This window comes from Ramlibacter sp. (genome assembly GCF_035548915.1).
In the GTDB taxonomy this organism is placed as follows: Bacteria; Pseudomonadota; Gammaproteobacteria; order Burkholderiales; family Burkholderiaceae_C; genus Ramlibacter.
In genome coordinates this window covers 83,337-99,099 of the sequence record NZ_DASZSE010000044.1, presented here as the reverse complement: position 1 = coordinate 99,099, position 15,763 = coordinate 83,337, and the positions used below count along the sequence as shown (strand labels likewise).

The following is a 15,763-nucleotide window of genomic DNA, read 5'->3' as shown; positions in this document are numbered from 1 at the left end:
ATCACTACTGCGCAAGGTAGCAATGGGTGGTCACGGGCTCGCCGCGAATCTGGAACTGGCGCGCACGCTCCTCGAGCGCCGTGGCACGGACCGTCGCCCTTGCGCGCCAGCGCAAGTGGTCGGCCCAACTCGCCACGATGAACCGTTCCACGAAACGCGACGGGTTTCCGAGGTCCCGGTAGATGCGGCAGAAGTAGGCACCGTCGCGCCTGCGGAAGGACGAAAGCTCCCGGACGGTCCGCAGGAAGTCATCGACATCGGCATCCGCGACGTGATATGCGATCTCCACCGCGACCGGCCCGGCATCGGCCTCGGGCTCGCGCAGGACGAAGAGGCCGGCCCAAGGCGCGGCCAGGGCCGCGTCTTCCTGTGCACCGACGCTCAGCGGAAACCACCGGCTCGCCAGGAGCGTGAGAACCAGCGCCGCGGATGAAACGACGAGCGCGCCATCGACGCCGACAAGACTCGAAAGCGCGCCCCACGCCGCGGATCCGATCGCGAAGGAACCCAGCGCCGCCACCGTATGCATCGAGCCCACGCGCGCACGCACCCAGCGCGGCGCGCCGGTCTGCGCCGCCGCATTCAAGCTGGCGGTGATGCCGATCCACGCCGCGCCGCCCACGAACAGCGCGGGAAACACCACTTCCCGCTGCCCGAAGAAGGCACACACGAGGATGGTCACAGCGAAGGTCATGGTGCAGGCGCGCGTGAGCCGCTCGAGACCGATCCGCGCTCGCAGGAGCCCTGTGAAGAAGCCGCCGGTGACGGCGCCACTGCCCATGCAAGCCATGAGCAGTCCATACCCCGTCGCGCCGAGGCCCAGCCTCTGCGCGACGGCGGGCGCAAGCGCCCAGACGGACGCACCCGAGATGGCGAACGCGACGGTGCGCACCAGGTGCGACCGGATGGCGGGCGCGTGCCGCGCGTAGCGCAGACCGGTGACGATCCCGTTCCACATGCGCTCGGGAGGCAGCCGCTGCCCCGTGAGCTCGGGGGGCGGCCACCTGTGCACCGCTGCCATGAGGCCCACGGCGGTGAAGACACCGACGGCAAAGACGGCACCGCCGCCGACAGCGGCAAAGAGAAGGCCCGCGAGGGCGGGACCGACCGCGCGCGCGGCGTTGAACGCCATCGCGATCAGCGTCACCGAGGGGGCAAGCAGCGACGGAGGGACTTGGTCGATGCCGACCGCGTTCGCCGAAGGCGTCTGCAGCGCGGAACACATGCCCAACGTGAACGTGAAAGCCAGGACGGCCGCCGGCCCGATCAGCCCACCGAGGGCGAGCGCCGAGAAGGCAGCCGCGAGCAATGCGTACGCACCGAGCACCCAACTCACGAGGCGCACCCGGTCGGCTGTGTCGGCGAGCACGCCGGCGGGCAGCGACAGCAGGAACATCGGCAGGAACGAGGCCGTCTGCACCAACGCGGAAAGGAAGGGCGAGCCCGTCATCTCGATCATCAGCCACGAAGCGGCCATGTTCAGCATCGCGTTGCCGATGTAGAACAGCGTCCCCGCGACCCACACACCGCGGAATGCCGCAACGGCGAGCGGCGTCCACACGGGCACTGCCGCGACGGTGACGGAGGATGCGTTCACGTGGCGGCGCGCCCTCGAGCGGAGGCAGTCGTTACGGACGCTTCATCTGGCACGAGGTGGGCTGGCTCGCGACGAAGGCATCGAGCCGCTTGATCGTCTTCCACCCGTAGCCGGAGCCGTCGGTGTCGAACTTCAGGTCCTTGTCCTTGCCGTCCACTTTCACGTAGGTCGTGACGTACAGCGGCTGCTGCAGCTGGTGATCCGACTTGCGCATCTCGATCTCGTCGGCCAGGCCGTTCATTTTCATCCCCTCCATCGCGTACGCGACCTTCACGGGCTCGGTACTCTTCGCCTTCAGGACCGCCGCGGCAACCATCGCGAACACGTTGGGAATGTTGGGCACGTTGATGTCGTCGCCCGGATACTTCTTGCGAAAAGCCGTGAGCAGCTCGCTGCCCTTGAAGTCCGGCGGGTTGTTCGGGTTCCACAGCGTCGTGTTGTAGACCTGCCCGACGAAGGCGTCGCCGAGAGAGCCGGCCACGCCCCGGTTGTGCGCGTAGTAGGTGAACATCTTCGTCTTGATGCCCGCGTCGCGTGCGGCCTTCAGGATGCCGATGATGTCGGGACCGAAGAGGCTGGTGACGACGAGGTCGGCGCCGGACGCCTTGATCTTGGCCACGTAGGGCGAGTAGTCCTTCACCTGGTTGAACGGCACGAGGTCGTCGCCGACGATTTCGAGCGAGGGCTTCTTGCGCTTCAGCAGCTCCTTCAGCGCCTTCGACGTCGCCTGGCCCATCGCATAGTTTGCGTTGATCAGGTAGATCTTCTTGACCTCGGGCATGTTCTGCACGATCTGGGAGGTGGTCGCCTCGGCCTTCATGTCGGTGTTGGGCTCGAAGCGGAAATGCCAGAAGCTGCACTTCTCGTTGGTGAGCTCGGTGTCCGTCGAGGTGGGGTTGAGCAAGAGGATTTCCTTCCCCGGGTTGCGCTCGTTGTACTTGTTCACCCCTTCGATCATCGCGTGGCTCACACTGGAGCTCAGCCCCTGCAGGATGAAGCGGTAACCTTCGTTGACCGCCTTGTTCAGCTGGATGAGCGACGTCTGCGGCTCGTTCTTGTTGTCGAACGGGACCACCTCGAATTTGAAGTCGTCCGGCCACTTGTCCCGCTTGCGCAGGTAGGCCAGCGTCTCGTCGATGTTGCGGCGCTGGTTCTGCGTGGTCGCGGCAAGCGGCCCCGACATCGGGTCGATGAACGCCACCTTCACGGTCTGCGCCTGTACGGCAAGAGGACCGAAGGCGGCAGCGAAGGCGATGCCGATGGCCGCGAGGGAAGTGCTTTTCACGATTGTCTCCTGTAAGTTGGGTTGCGGCTCATTGGACTTCGAGCCATTCCTTGCGCAGCGCGCGGTCCGCGCGCAGTTCGGCGGGCGCGCCCTCGAACACGATATGACCGTGGCCCATGACGTAGATCCGCCGCGAAATCTTCAATGCGATGTCGAGCTTCTGCTCGACCAGCACCACCGTCACGCCCCGGTCGCGCAGGCGTTCGAGGAAACGCGAGACCTGCACGACGATCAGGGGCGCGAGCCCCTCGGTGGGCTCGTCGATCAGGATGCATTGCGGGTCGCCCATCAGCGTGCGGCAAAGCGTCAGCATCTGCTGCTCGCCGCCGGACAACGACCCAGCCGGGGTGTGCTTGCGCTCGCCAAGGCGCGGGAACAGCTCGTACATATCGGCAAGCCGCCAGGTGCTGCCCTTGCGGTCGCCGAGCACCAGGTTCTGTTCCACGGTGAGCGTCGGGAAGATTTCGCGGTTCTCGGGCACGTAACCCATGCCGCGGCGCGCGATCTCGAAGGGCTTGAGCCCCAACAGGTTCTGGCCGTTGAACACGATCTCGCCGGCGGCCTGCACGTGGCCCATGATGGCCTTGACGGTCGTCGAGCGGCCCACGCCATTGCGGCCCAGCAGCCCGACGATTTCACCCCTGCGCACCGTCATGTCCACGCCCTGCAGCACGTGGCTCTTGCCGTACCAGGCGTGGACACCTCGCAATTCCAGCAGGACTTCGCTCACTGCGCCTCCTCGTCCTCGTGCGCGCCCAGGTACGCCTCCTGGACCGCCTTGTTCGCGCGGATCTCCTCGGGCGTGCCGTGCGCCAGCACCTGGCCATACACAAGCACGGCGATGCGGTCGGCGAGGCCGAAGACCACCCCCATGTCGTGCTCCACCATGAGCAGCGTCTTGCCGACGGTCACCTCGCGGATGAGGTGGACCACCTCGTCCGACTCCGACCGGCTCATGCCCGCTGTGGGCTCGTCCAGCAGGATCAGTTCCGCGCCGCTCGCGATCGTGACGCCGATCTCGAGCGCGCGCTGCTCGGCATACGTGAGCAGGCCGGCCTGGACCGACCTGCGGCCCTTCAGCCCGATGCGCTCGATGACCGCATCCGCCGCTTCGCGCACGTCGCGCATGTTCGGAAGCCGCTTCCACACCGAATAGCCATGCCCCTTGGCCCAGAGCACTGCGCACTCCAGGTTTTCGTGGACCGTCAGCCGATGGAAGATGTTCGTGATCTGGAAACTTCGCGAGAGGCCGCGGCGATTGATCTCGTACGGCGACAGGCCCATCACCGGCTGGCCTTTCAGCAGCACCGCGCCCGAGGTGGCCGCCAGCTGGCCCGAGATCAGGTTGAAAAGCGTCGACTTCCCCGCGCCGTTCGGCCCGATCAGCGCGCAGCGTTCGCCCCGCATCACCTGCAGGTCGACGCCGCGAATGATTTCCACCGGCCCGAACTGCTTGCGCAGGTGCTTCAGCTCCAGTGCCACGGCGCTCATCGAAGGGCCTCCTCTCGGAGGGCGGCATTGACTTCGTCCTGCGCCAGGTTCCACCGTGCCTCGAACGGCCGGCGCGCCAGACGAAATGCGACGTATGACACGACGACGACCCCCGCCGGGACACACCAGTGCACGGCGGAGGCCGTGTCGAACGTGAGGCCGAACACCTTCGCGCCGGTGTCGGAGCCGACGATGAAAGTGCGGTGATAGAGCATTTCGGTGAGCGTGACGAAGCCCGCAACGCCCGTCAGCAGCGGCAGCGAAGCGATGGCAAGAGAGGACCAGACACCGCGCACCGACGCGTGTTTCCACACGAGCAGGGCCGACTGCAGCAGCCCGGCGAGCCCGGTCGGAGCCCACACGACGATGGCGATGAAGAACAACCCGAGGTACAGATACCACGCAGTGAAGATGCCGCTCGCGACAACCGTGATGAGGGTCCCCACGACAGCGCCGATGATCGGGCCGTAGAAGATCGTCGTGCCGCCGATGAACGTATAGACCAGCACCAGCGACGCGGCCCCGATGCTCGCGCCCTCGTGCGTGACGATCTCGAAATTGATCGCGGCCAGCGAGCCTGCAATGCCGGCGAAGATGCACGACACGATCATCGTCAGGTAGCGGATCTTCTTCGAGTCGTAGCCGATGAACTCGGTGCGTTCCGGGTTGTCCCGCAGCGCGAACGCCATGCGGCCGAGCGGCGTCAGGCGGAATTGGTACATCAGGAAGACGCTCAAGGCACCCCATGCGAGGATCAGGTAGTAGACCTGGCTCTGCGGTCCGAACGTGAGTCCGAGGAGCGGCGCGCCGTACATGCGGTTCGTTGTCACCCCGGATTCGCCGCCGAAGAAGCCGTTGAACATCAGCGAGGCCGCGTGGACGAGTTCCGCCGTTCCGAGCGTGATCATCGCGAAGGCCATTCCGTGCCGGCGCGAGGCGACATAGCCGAACACGACGCCGAGTCCCGCCCCGCAAACCGCACCGACGAGCGGCATCAATGCCACGGGCAACCCGAATAGCTCACCCTTCGCCGCCATGTTCATCGCATGCGCGGTGAAGAAGCCCGCGCAGCCCGAATACAGCGAATGGCCGAACGACAGCACGCCGGTCTGGCCGAGCAGCACGTTGTACGACAGCGAGAAGACGATCGCGATGCCGATCTGGCAGACGACCGAGAGCGCCGTGCTGTCGATCACCCAAGGCACCGCCACGAACAATGCCGCGGCGATGGAAGCCGCGATCCATACGTTCTGGGGTCGCTTCGTCACGAGGGCGGAAGCATCGCGCGGCGCCGCGTCGGCCAGCGCGGTCATGCGCGCGTCCCCAGCAGGCCGCGCGGACGCAGCGTCAGGATCAGCACCATCGCGAGGTAGGGAAGAAGCGGCGCGAGCTGCGCGATCGATGTGGAAAGAACCGCATAGCCGGGAACCGACGGCCCGACGTCGATGCCGAGCGCTTTCAGCAAGGTCGCGAGCGACTGGTCCATGGCGACCGCGGTCGTCTGCACAATGCCGATCAGAAGAGACGCCACGAACGCGCCCGCGAGCGAGCCGAGACCGCCGATCACGATCACCACGAACACGATGCTGCCGATGGACTGCGCCATGCTCGGCTCGGTGCTGAAGATGCTGCCGCCGATGGCGCCCGCGAGCGCAGCCAGCGCGCTGCCGCCTCCGAACACGAGCATGAACACGCGCGGCACGTCGTGACCGAGCGACTCGACCATCGACGGGTGCGTCAACGCGGCCTGGATCACCAGCCCGATGCGAGTGAACTTCAGCACGGCAAAGCAGGCGCCCAGCATCGCGACGGCCGTGAGGATCATGAACGCGCGGTACACCGGGAACGTGGTGGAGAACAGCGTGAAGAGCGGCTGTTCGAGCACGGCCGGCAGCTTGTACGGCACCGGTGCGCGGCCCCAGATCACCTGGACCAGTTCGGTGGCGACATAGGCGAGGCCGAACGTGTAGAGCAGCTCGTGCACGTGGCCGTGCCGGTGCACCGACCGCAAGCCGTAACGCTCGACGGCCGCGCCGAGGAATCCGAGCAGCACCGGAGCGATGACCAGGCCGGCCCAGAATCCGAGCTTGATGGAGATGCTGTAGCCGACGTACGCCCCGAGCATGTAGAAGCTCACGTGGGCGAAGTTCAGCACGCCCATCATGCTGAAGATCAGCGTCAGGCCGGCCGCGAGCATGAACAGGAGCATCCCGTAGCTGAGGCCGTTCAGGAGGTTGATGACCGCGAATTCCATGACCGGCCCTTCAGGCGCGTTCGAGGAATCCGGCGACGAGCGAGTTGAACTCGTCTGCCTTCTCCCACTGCGCCCAGTGCCCGCATTGCGGAAACACGTGCAGCGAGGCTTGCGGGATCGTGCGCAGGAGGATGAACGCCGCGTCGAGCGGCACCGTGCGGTCTTCGCGACCCCACACCAGCAGCGTGCGATGCGGCAGCGTGCCGAGGTTGTCGCGCCACAACTGGTCCGAAGCCGACTGCGCGAGCATCTTGAGCGGGGGGTTCTCGACCACTTCGGGGTCGAGGCTGTTCTCGTAGCGGCCGCGCAGCAACTCGTCGCTGATCTGCGAGGGATCGAACACCAGGCAGTCGATGAAGGCTTTCAGCTTCTCGAACGAGGGGCCGGTGCCCCCGTAGTACCCGCGAAGGTGCTTCACGCCTTCGGGCATCGTGTTGAAGATCGGGATGCTTCCGCCCGAGCCCATCAGGACCAGGCGCTCCACGCGCTCGGGATGCATCAGCGCGAACTTGAGCGCCACGCCGCCGCCAAGCGAATTGCCGACGAAGCTCACCTTGGGGATGTCCAGGCTGTCGAGCACGCCGCGAACCGCGCCGGCCATGAACTCCAGCACGTCCTTGCTCGCCGCCTTCTTGTCGGACTTTCCGAAACCCGGAATGTCGATGACGATCGTGCGGAAGCGCTGCGCGAAGAACGCGACGTTGCGGCTGTAGTTGCTCCATCCAGCCGCACCCGGGCCGCCGCCGTGCAGCAGGACCAGGGGCTCACCCTTTCCGAGGTCGTGGAAGTGGACCGTCATCCCGCCCACGTCGCAGAAGCGGGAGGTCTGCTGCTCCAGGTCTTTTTGATCGGTGCTCATCTGTGTCTCCAGTCGTTTCAGTGTGGAAGCGGGTGGGGCGCGAGGCAATCGGGAATTGCGCACCGGCCCCCAGCAAAACTCATGACCCGTCCGCGAGGACGGTCAAGCCGTTGCCTACCACGGTGACGTTGCGTGCCGGCACGCGCGCGGCGAACGAAACCTGCGTGCCGTCGCGCCAGAGGTCCACGGCGAGCACGTCTCCGGGGTAAACAGGCGCCGTCCAGCGCAACTGATGGCTGCGGATGCGGCGGTCGTCATGGTTGGCCATATGCGCAAGGACCACCCGGCAGGTGATGCCGAACGCGCACAGGCCGTGAAGGATGGGCCGCTCGAATCCGGCGCGGCGCGCCGCTTGCGGATCGATGTGCAGCGGATTCGTGTCGCCGCTCAGGCGGTACAGCGCCGCCTGTCCTTCGGGGATCGCGACTTCCACGGTCCGATCGGGCGCGCGGGTCGGCACGATGTGCGGTGCGGGCTGTCCTTCGCGCGGGCCGCCGAATCCACCTTCGGAACGGCCGAAGGCGGTACTGGTGAGCGTTGCGACCGGCGTGCCTTCTTCATCCCGCCACGTCGCTTCGGACACCACCACCGCACCCTTGCCCGCTCCCTTGTCGAAGGCGCCGATGTAGCGGCTTCTCGTCGTGAAGCGGCCCTCCGGCGGCAGGGGGCGGTGAAGCACCACCTTCTGCTCCCCGTGCAGCACCGTGGCCGGGTCGATCGTGGAATTGCGCAGGCCGGGCTTCGTCTGCACATATGCCGGGGGTGGCCACGAGCTGCCCCACACATTGGACAGCACGGTCGCCGCACTCGGGACGACACGCAGGTCCTTCTCGTAGATGAAGCGCAGTTCGTTCTCGTCGAGCGGGTTCGTCCCCATTCCGACGCCGAGCGCATAGAGGATCACGTCCTTGCGCGTGTAGGAGAACGTGCGCTCCTGAGTTTCCTGAGACAGGACGTCGGGGTAGTAGATCGGCACGGCGGGTTTTTCCTTACAAGGTGCGGCCACCGTCGGCCACGATGGTGTCGCCGACGACATAGCCCGCGAGCGGCGAACTCAGGAAGAGCGCGATGCCCGCGATTTCTTCCGTGGTCCCGAGGCGTCCGAGGGGAATGCCTTCGAGCCTTTCGCGCAGCCGCTCGGGGTTGGCCACCGTCACCTTGGTGAGCTTGGTGTCCACCAGTCCCGGTGCGATGGCATTGACACGAATCCCTTCGTGCGCCCACGCCTGGGCGAGCGACTTCACGAGTCCGATCGCGGCGGCCTTCGATGCGCCGTAGGCGGGGTTGCCGCGCGTCGCGCGGATGCCGCCGGCGGAGCTGATGACGATCATCGAGCCCTTGCTCGCCGCCAGCGCATCGTGGAATCGCGCGGCGCAACCCATCAGGCTGTTGAGATTGACATCCACGACGCGCCTGAACCCCTCGATCTGGAATTCCTGCCGCTTGTACAGGACGATGCCCTGCGAAAGCACGAGGATGTCCAGACGATCGAACGGATCGCTCGCGCGCTTCACGGCTTCGGAGTCGGCCACGTCGACCTGCGCGTAGCCCAGGCCGCTGAGATCGGAGCCCTCGACACCTTCATAGTCGCTCGCACTCGCGCGCGTGCCCCAGACGTGCACGCGGGCGCCAAAGGCCCGCAGCTTTTGCGCGATGGCGTTGCCGATGCCGCTGGAGCCGCCGACGACGAGTGCCGTCTTGCCGTCGAGGCGCAGCGGGTTTTCGGTTGTGGCTTGCACCTGCGACTCCTTACCGGTTGTTCCAGGCGGGAGCGCGTTTTTCGGCAAAGGCGCGCGCGCCTTCCTTCGCATCTTCGGAAGCGAACACGGGCCCCGTGATCTCGCGCTGCTTTGGGAACATCTCCGCCTGGGACCAGTCCGGTGCGGCCATCAGGACCTTCTTGCACGCCTTGATGGCAAGCGGACCGTTCCGCGCGATGGCCTTTGCCAGCTGCAGCGCTTCGTCCAGCGCCGTCCCCGGCTCGACGACCTTGTTCAGGAGTCCGAACGCGGCAAGCTCGCGTGCCGTCATCGGGTCGCCTGTGAGCACCAGCTGCATGGCGATGCGATAAGGAAGCTGGCGCGGCAGGCGCAGCAGTCCGCCGGCAGAAGGGGTCAGCGCGCGTTTCACCTCGGGCAGGCCGAAACTCGATGCCGACGAGGCGACGATGAGGTCGCAGGCGAGCGCCAGCTCGAAGCCGCCGGCGAGCACGTGGCCCTCGACCGCGGCAATGAGCGGCTTGGTCGGCAGGCTCTCGGTCAGGCCGGCGAAACCGCGGCCTTCGACACGCCCCACCTCACCGCGCAGGAATGCCTTCAGGTCCATGCCGGCGCAGAACGAGCCGCCGTTGCCGGTGAGGACGCCGATGCGCAGGTCGTCCCGGGACTCGAGTTCGTCGATCGCCGCGGCAATCTGCTGCGCGACCGCGAAATTGACGGCGTTGCGGGCTTGCGGGCGGTTGATCGCGATGATGGATACGCCATCGACGTGGCGGACTTCGACTTCGCTCATGCTTTTCGTCCTTCGCTTCAGCGCGGGCCCATGCGAAGCGCACCATCCAGGCGGATGGTTTCCCCGTTGAGCATCGGGTTTTCGATGATGTGCTGCGCGAGTTGCGCGAACTCGTCGGGCTGGCCGAGGCGCGAAGGGTTGGGCACCGCCTCGCCGAGTGCGGCCTTCACTTTCTCCGGGAGCCTCGCGAGGATGGGCGTGTCGAAAACGCCGGGGGCGATCGTGTTGACGCGGATTCGCCGGGTCGCGAGATCACGCGCGGCCACGAGGGTCATGCCGACGATGCCTGCCTTGGACGACGCATACGGAATCTGGCCGATCTGGCCTTCGAATGCCGCGATGGACGCCGTGAGGACGACCACGCCTCGCTCGCCTTCGCGCTCTTCCAGCCTGGCCATGCGCGCCGCGGCCAGGCGCAGCACGTTGAACGAGCCGATGAGGTTGATGCGCACGATGTTTTCGTAGTGCTCGAGCGAGCCGGGTTCGCCTTCCTTGTCGAGAATGCGCAGCGCGCCGCCGCGGCCCGCGCAGTGCATCACGATGCGCATCTCGCCGAGGCCGCAGGCGGCGTCCAGCGCGGCATTCACCTGGGCTTCGTCGGTCACGTCGGCGGCGACGAAGGTGGCGCCGATCGACTCCGCGGCAACGCGGCCGTCGGACGTCGGGAGGTCGAGGATCACCACTTTGCTGCCCGCGCGCGCGAGGCGTGTTGCCGTCGCGAAACCAAGGCCCGAAGCGCCGCCGGTCACGATCGAGGAAGTGTTGTTGATCTGCATGGCTGTCCCTGTCGCCTACAGGCGCTCGATGATGGTTGCGTTGGCCATGCCGCCGGCTTCGCACATCGACATGAGGCCGAAGCGGCCACCGGTCTGCTCGAGGGCATTCAGCATGGTGGTGAGCAGGCGGGCGCCGGATGCGCCGAGCGGATGCCCGAGCGCGATGGCGCCGCCCCGAGGGTTCAGCCGCGCGGGATCGGCCCCCAGTTCGCGCTGCCACGCCAGGGGAACGGGCGCGAACGCCTCGTTGATCTCGTAGTGGTCGATCTGCTCCACCTTCATGCCCGCCTTCTTCAGGACGCGCTGCGTCGCCGGAATCGGCGCGGTGAGCATCAGCATCGGGTCGTCGCCGATCACGTCGAATCCGACGAAACGCGCACGCGGCTTCAGCCCCAGCGCTGTCGCCTTCGCTTCGCTCATCACGAGCACGGCGGCCGCGCCGTCGGTGATCTGCGAGGAGTTGCCCGCCGTGACCTTCCACGTCCCGAGCTGCGGAAACCGCTTCGCAAGGGCTTCGTCGGCGAAGACAGTCTTCAGTTGCGCCAGGGCGGCGGCGCTGCTGTCGGCGCGAATGGTCTCGTCGCGCTCCATCTTCCCTGCGCCGATGTCGATCGCCACGATCTCGCGGCCGAACGCTTCGATCGCCGCGGCCGCGCGATGGTGGGACTGCACCGCGTACGCGTCGCACTCCTCGCGCGTGATGCCCCACCTGGCGGCGACCAGTTCGGCAGCGACGCCTTGCCCGACGAGACCGGGTGCATAACGCTCGCGAACGCCGGCGCCGAACGGGTCCGCATTGCCGATGCGGGCGCTGCCCATGGGCACGCGGCTCATGGACTCGACGCCGCCGGCGATGACGATGTCGTACGCACCGGCCGCGATGCCTTGCGCCGCGAAGTGCACGGCCTGCTGGCTCGAGCCGCACTTGCGATCGATGGTCGTCGATGGGACGTGCGCCGGGAAACCCGCTGCCAGCACGGCCATGCGGCCGGGCGTGGCGGACTGCTCGCCCACCTGGCTCACGCAGCCGATGATCACGTCGTCGATGGTGGCGGGATCGAGGTCGTTGCGCGACACGATCGACTTCAGCACCTGTGCAAGCAAGTCGACGGGATGCAGGCCGGACAGGCCGCCGCCCATCTTGCCCTTGCCCATCGGCGAGCGGATGGCGTCGACGATGACGGGTGTGTTGCTCATGATGTCCTTTCTTGGGCCCGCTCAGGCGAGCACGTTGCGGGCGATGACCAGGCGCTGCACTTCGGATGCGCCTTCGTAGATGCGGGTCGGCCGGATGTCGCGATAAAGCTCTTCGACCTTGCTGCCGCGTGCGACGCCGAGCGCGCCGAACAGCTGCACCGCCGTGTCGATGACGCGCTGCGCATATTCGGTTGCGACGAGTTTGGCCACGGCCGCTTCCTTCGTGAAGCGGCCGCCGCGCACGTCGGCGATCCAGGCCGCGCGATAGACCACCATGGCGGCGGCGTCGACGTCGGCGGCCATGTCCGCAACCTTCGCCTGCACTGCGCCGAGTTCCGACATGAACTGGCCGAACATGCGGCGCTGCTTCACGCGTTGGACGGTCTCGGCGAGCGCACGGCGCGCCGCGCCAAGTGCGGCGGCGCCGACCGAAGGACGGAACACATCGAATGCCGCCATCGCCGCCTTGAAGCCCGTACCCGCTGCGCCAACCAGCGCCTCGCGCGGCACCGTGCAGTTCTCGAACGTCAGATGCGCTATGGGGTGATGCGCAACGAGCTCCACGGGCTCGCTGAAGGACAGGCCGGGCGCGTCCGCCGGGACCAGGAAGGCGGAGAGCCCCTTGGCGCCCGCCGCCTCGCCCGTGCGCGCGACGACCACGTACTGGTCCGCAAGGCCCCCGTTCGTGATCCATGCCTTCTGGCCGTTGAGCACATAGCGATCGCCTTCGAGCCGGGCCGTCGTCGCCACCTGGGCGAGATCCGAACCCGCGTCGGGCTCGGTGAGCGCCAGTGCGGCGATGCGACGGCCCTCGCGGCAGGCGTCGAGCAGGGGATCGCGCAGCGCGGCGTCCGGGTGACGCCAGACGGGAGCGGTGCCGAGGCCCTGCATCACGAAGAAGCTGTCGGCCAGGAAAGAGTCGTAGGCCAGCGCTTCGCGCAGCACGCACAGGCCGCGCACGTCGAGCGCCATCGTGCCGTCGGCACGTGGATGGGGCACCGCATAGCGCAGGAAGCCCCCCTTGCCGAGGCTCGCCAGGAGTTCGAGCGCGAACGCCCGCTCGTCCGTGCCCTGCATGGGATGTCCGAGCAGGCGCTCGTTCCCGGTGCTCCATGTGCGGATGCGCTGCGCGAGTTCACGATGCGATTCGTCGAAGAAGGGAAGCTCCTCGAGCTGCCACGGCACGCGGGGGATCGGCGCAAACATCATCTCTTTGCCTTGTTCGTGTTGGGGATGACGTCGCGCCGGACCACGATGCCGGCCTTCTCCCGGTCCCACGTATCGGCCGTGACGCCTTCGGCGCGCAGCGTCGCCTTCTGGACCTTCTGGGTCGGTGTCTTCGGCAGCTCCCGCACATAGCGAACGTAGCGCGGCACCATGTAGTACGGCACCCGGGCGATGAGGTACTGGAGGAGTTCGGCCGGGTCGAGCTTCGCTTCTTCCCGCAGCGCAACGACCGCGAGCACGTCGTCTTCGCCGAACTCGGAAGGCACGCCGACCACCGCGACTTCACGCACCAGCGCGTGCTGCATCACCTCGTTTTCGAGTTCGAAGGAGGAGATGTTCTCGCCGCGGCGGCGAATCGCATCCTTCAGGCGGTCCACGAAGAAGAAGTTGCCCTCACCGTCGCACCGAAGGATGTCACCCGTATGGAACCAGCCGTTGCGCCACGCGGCCGCGGTCGCCGAGGGATCGTTCAGGTAGCCCGCGAGCATGGTCCACGGAGCGTCCGTTCGAAGGATCAGTTCGCCGTCCGTGTTCGGTGGCAGCTCGCAGTCGTTCGCGTCCACGATGCGCGCTTCGACGCCCTTGCGGGCCTTGCCGCAAGTTCCGCGTACACCGGGATTCGGGTCGCTGAAGATGGGCCACGACGTTTCGGTCATGTTGAACGTGGTGTAAACCTGGACGCCGAACCGCTCGCCGAACTGCACCGCGTCGTCGATGAGCGGCATCATCACGACCTGCCGCAACGGGTGGCTGCGGTCGCGCGGGCTCGGCGCCGCCTTCATCAGGAAAGGCGCCATGCTGCCCAGCAGGGTGAGGCAGGTCGTGCCCGTTTCGCGGATCACGTCCCAGAACGTGCTCGTGGAAAACGACTCGACGATCGCCACCGAGCCACCCTTGAGCACCATGCGGTTCACGGCGACGATGCCGCCGCTGTGAAAGAGCGGAAGGCTCGCCATCGTGCGGTCTTCCGAGGTCAGCGACTCGAAGGCGTTGCAGGTCGTCGCGAGATGCGCGTAGGTCACCATCACGCCTTTCGAGGGGCCCGTGGTCCCCGAGGTGTGGATGACGGCCTGCAAGTCCCATGGCGCGATGGCATGGGCGAGCGGCTGCACCTGCGTCCCGCGGGCGAGCAGGTCCGCGAGCGCATGCACGCGGACGCGCTCGCCGAGGTCGACACCGGTGGCTTCTCCCGCAATGACGACGTCGGTGAGGTACCGAGCGTCCACCTCCTTGATCCGTTCGGCGAGCGCAGGGTGACAGACCAGCACGCGGGCACGCGCGAGGTTCAGCGCATGCTCCAGCATCTTGCCCTTGTACGCGGTGTTCAGCGGAACGCACGCGGCGCCGATGTAATTGATGCCGAACCACGCCAGCATCGCGTCGCCGCCATTCGGCATGAAGGAAAGCACCAGGTCGTCCTGCCTCGCCCCGACGTCCTGCAGCGCCGCACCCATCTCGAGAGTCCGGGCATGAACTTCGGCGAAGGTCCACTCCGTGCCATCCGCGAGCCGGGCGAACACCTTGCTGCCGCGCTCGCTTGCGTGGCGGTCGAGTACGTATCGCAGCACGCACTCCCGCGCGGCCGGCACGCGCGGGTCCACCCGTTCAGAGGTCATGGGTGCCATCTCGTGCGACACGCCGTTCTCAGGACGAAACGGTCGCGATGCACTGACCGTCGGCCACCGCGTCTCCCACGCCGACCGTGTACGACTCCAGCGTGCCGCTTGCGGTGGAAGCAATCTCCACTTCCATCTTCATGGACTCGATGAGGATCAGCGCGTCGCCGGCGGCAACGCGGTCGCCGTTGTTCTTCTCGAGACTGATCACCGTTCCGGTCATGTCGGACTTGATTTCGACGGTCGGCATGAATGCTCCTCTGTTGACTTTGTCTTTTGTCTATTCAGGACGCCGGGCGCCCGGCTTCGGCGAGCGGAGCGCTACGCATCGCGCGCACGAACCTGGCGATGTGCGTGCCGACCGACTCGAGGTCGAGTCTGCGGTTGCTCATGAGGTGTTCTATCAGCATGCCCCGCACCATTCCGAGCAGGAGAGCCGCGACACCTTCGAGATCGTCGCCCTCGATCTCGCCCAGGGCGTGGGCCTCGCGAAGATGGAAGAGAAAGCCGTCGCGCCACTTGGCACTGAGCTCTTCCACCGCGGGACGGACTTCGGGCATGCCGAACAACGACTCGATGTAGATCGCGTATAGCGCCGAAACGGCAACGGGGTTGCGCTTGACGCCGTCGAAGTGCGCGCCGATCCGCGCTTCGAGCGCCAGCAGTCCGGACTTGCCTTTGAGCGCCGTCTTGAGCGTGGCGTCGAACCATTGCTCCATGGAGTTCAGCAGCGCCGTGATGAAACCCTGCTTGGACTTGAATGCGTACACCGGCAGGCCGCGGCTGTATCCGGCTTCGACGCCGATGGCCGCGAGCGTGGTGGAGGCGACACCGCCCCAGGCGATCAGGCGTGTGCCGGCCCTGAGCATCCGCAGCTCGGACTCTTCGCGCCGCTCTCGTTGCGTGCGCCGCGCTTCGGTGATCTCGGAGGCCATGCGAGGCAGTATATC

Annotated in this window: 16 protein-coding genes; all 16 read right to left on the bottom strand. The window is 66.7% G+C overall.

The features are described 5' to 3' along the window. Nucleotides 1–4: 4 nt before the first annotated feature. The 16 genes from VHA82_RS18460 to VHA82_RS18385 all read right to left on the bottom strand — a co-directional run bounded on the left by VHA82_RS18460 (nt 5) and on the right by VHA82_RS18385 (nt 15,748). Nucleotides 5–1,597: an MFS transporter gene (locus tag VHA82_RS18460; protein WP_325546474.1), complete on the bottom strand. Its 1,593-nt coding sequence runs from the start codon at nt 1,595–1,597 to the stop codon at nt 5–7. 31 nt (nt 1,598–1,628) lie between these two features. Beyond that, a complete protein-coding gene (locus VHA82_RS18455) occupies nt 1,629–2,882 on the bottom strand; it encodes a branched-chain amino acid ABC transporter substrate-binding protein (protein WP_325546473.1) in 1,254 nt (417 codons plus the stop codon). A gap of 28 nt (nt 2,883–2,910) precedes the next feature. After that, nucleotides 2,911–3,612 (bottom strand): ABC transporter ATP-binding protein, encoded by a 702-nt coding sequence (locus tag VHA82_RS18450; RefSeq protein WP_325546472.1) that lies wholly within the window; start codon nt 3,610–3,612, stop codon nt 2,911–2,913. Next, a complete protein-coding gene (locus VHA82_RS18445) occupies nt 3,609–4,373 on the bottom strand; it encodes an ABC transporter ATP-binding protein (protein ID WP_325546470.1) in 765 nt (254 codons plus the stop codon). The genes VHA82_RS18450 and VHA82_RS18445 overlap by 4 nt, the downstream gene beginning before the upstream one ends. Next, the gene (locus VHA82_RS18440) at nt 4,370–5,686 is read right to left on the bottom strand and encodes a branched-chain amino acid ABC transporter permease (RefSeq protein ID WP_325546467.1); all 1,317 of its coding nucleotides are present in this window, start codon (nt 5,684–5,686) and stop codon (nt 4,370–4,372) included. Before VHA82_RS18440 ends, VHA82_RS18445 begins: the two co-directional genes overlap by 4 nt. After that, a complete protein-coding gene (locus tag VHA82_RS18435) occupies nt 5,683–6,627 on the bottom strand; it encodes a branched-chain amino acid ABC transporter permease (protein ID WP_325546465.1) in 945 nt (314 codons plus the stop codon). The genes VHA82_RS18440 and VHA82_RS18435 overlap by 4 nt, the downstream gene beginning before the upstream one ends. A 10-nt stretch (nt 6,628–6,637) precedes the next feature. Then, the gene (locus VHA82_RS18430) at nt 6,638–7,486 is read right to left on the bottom strand and encodes an alpha/beta fold hydrolase (protein WP_325546463.1); all 849 of its coding nucleotides are present in this window, start codon (nt 7,484–7,486) and stop codon (nt 6,638–6,640) included. A 79-nt stretch (nt 7,487–7,565) separates the two neighbouring features. Beyond that, entirely contained in the window at nt 7,566–8,462 is an 897-nt protein-coding gene (locus VHA82_RS18425; protein WP_325546461.1) for a MaoC/PaaZ C-terminal domain-containing protein, read from the bottom strand. 13 nt (nt 8,463–8,475) lie between these two features. After that, entirely contained in the window at nt 8,476–9,225 is a 750-nt protein-coding gene (locus VHA82_RS18420) for an SDR family NAD(P)-dependent oxidoreductase (RefSeq protein ID WP_325546459.1), read from the bottom strand. Nucleotides 9,226–9,235: 10 nt separating this feature from the next. Next, a complete protein-coding gene (locus VHA82_RS18415) occupies nt 9,236–9,997 on the bottom strand; it encodes a crotonase/enoyl-CoA hydratase family protein (protein WP_325546457.1) in 762 nt (253 codons plus the stop codon). A 17-nt stretch (nt 9,998–10,014) separates the two neighbouring features. After that, nucleotides 10,015–10,773 (bottom strand): SDR family NAD(P)-dependent oxidoreductase, encoded by a 759-nt coding sequence (locus VHA82_RS18410; protein ID WP_325546455.1) that lies wholly within the window; start codon nt 10,771–10,773, stop codon nt 10,015–10,017. A gap of 15 nt (nt 10,774–10,788) precedes the next feature. After that, nucleotides 10,789–11,970, bottom strand: a complete 1,182-nt coding sequence (locus tag VHA82_RS18405) for a thiolase family protein (protein WP_325546453.1) — start codon at nt 11,968–11,970, stop codon at nt 10,789–10,791. 21 nt (nt 11,971–11,991) lie between these two features. Further along, nucleotides 11,992–13,176: an acyl-CoA dehydrogenase family protein gene (locus VHA82_RS18400; RefSeq protein ID WP_325546451.1), complete on the bottom strand. Its 1,185-nt coding sequence runs from the start codon at nt 13,174–13,176 to the stop codon at nt 11,992–11,994. Next, the gene (locus VHA82_RS18395) at nt 13,176–14,813 is read right to left on the bottom strand and encodes an AMP-binding protein (protein WP_325546449.1); all 1,638 of its coding nucleotides are present in this window, start codon (nt 14,811–14,813) and stop codon (nt 13,176–13,178) included. Before VHA82_RS18395 ends, VHA82_RS18400 begins: the two co-directional genes overlap by 1 nt. A 28-nt stretch (nt 14,814–14,841) precedes the next feature. Further along, a complete protein-coding gene (locus VHA82_RS18390) occupies nt 14,842–15,063 on the bottom strand; it encodes an acetyl-CoA carboxylase biotin carboxyl carrier protein subunit (protein WP_325546447.1) in 222 nt (73 codons plus the stop codon). A gap of 34 nt (nt 15,064–15,097) precedes the next feature. Beyond that, complete coding sequence (locus VHA82_RS18385; protein ID WP_325546445.1) at nt 15,098–15,748, bottom strand: TetR/AcrR family transcriptional regulator; 651 nt, start codon at nt 15,746–15,748, stop codon at nt 15,098–15,100. Between the last annotated feature and the right edge of the window lie 15 nt (nt 15,749–15,763).

Bases quoted from the DNA above. Each gene is read 5' to 3' on its own strand.
- VHA82_RS18440 (WP_325546467.1), bottom strand. From the start codon at position 5,686: ATGACCGCGCTGGCCGACGCGGCGCCGCGCGATGCTTCCGCCCTCGTG.
- VHA82_RS18410 (WP_325546455.1), bottom strand. From the start codon at position 10,773: ATGCAGATCAACAACACTTCCTCGATCGTGACCGGCGGCGCTTCGGGC.
- VHA82_RS18385 (WP_325546445.1), bottom strand. From the start codon at position 15,748: ATGGCCTCCGAGATCACCGAAGCGCGGCGCACGCAACGAGAGCGGCGC.
- VHA82_RS18430 (WP_325546463.1), bottom strand. From the start codon at position 7,486: ATGAGCACCGATCAAAAAGACCTGGAGCAGCAGACCTCCCGCTTCTGC.
- VHA82_RS18415 (WP_325546457.1), bottom strand. From the start codon at position 9,997: ATGAGCGAAGTCGAAGTCCGCCACGTCGATGGCGTATCCATCATCGCG.
- VHA82_RS18435 (WP_325546465.1), bottom strand. From the start codon at position 6,627: ATGGAATTCGCGGTCATCAACCTCCTGAACGGCCTCAGCTACGGGATG.
- VHA82_RS18395 (WP_325546449.1), bottom strand. From the start codon at position 14,813: ATGACCTCTGAACGGGTGGACCCGCGCGTGCCGGCCGCGCGGGAGTGC.
- VHA82_RS18400 (WP_325546451.1), bottom strand. From the start codon at position 13,176: ATGTTTGCGCCGATCCCCCGCGTGCCGTGGCAGCTCGAGGAGCTTCCC.
- VHA82_RS18390 (WP_325546447.1), bottom strand. From the start codon at position 15,063: ATGCCGACCGTCGAAATCAAGTCCGACATGACCGGAACGGTGATCAGT.
- VHA82_RS18405 (WP_325546453.1), bottom strand. From the start codon at position 11,970: ATGAGCAACACACCCGTCATCGTCGACGCCATCCGCTCGCCGATGGGC.
- VHA82_RS18445 (WP_325546470.1), bottom strand. From the start codon at position 4,373: ATGAGCGCCGTGGCACTGGAGCTGAAGCACCTGCGCAAGCAGTTCGGG.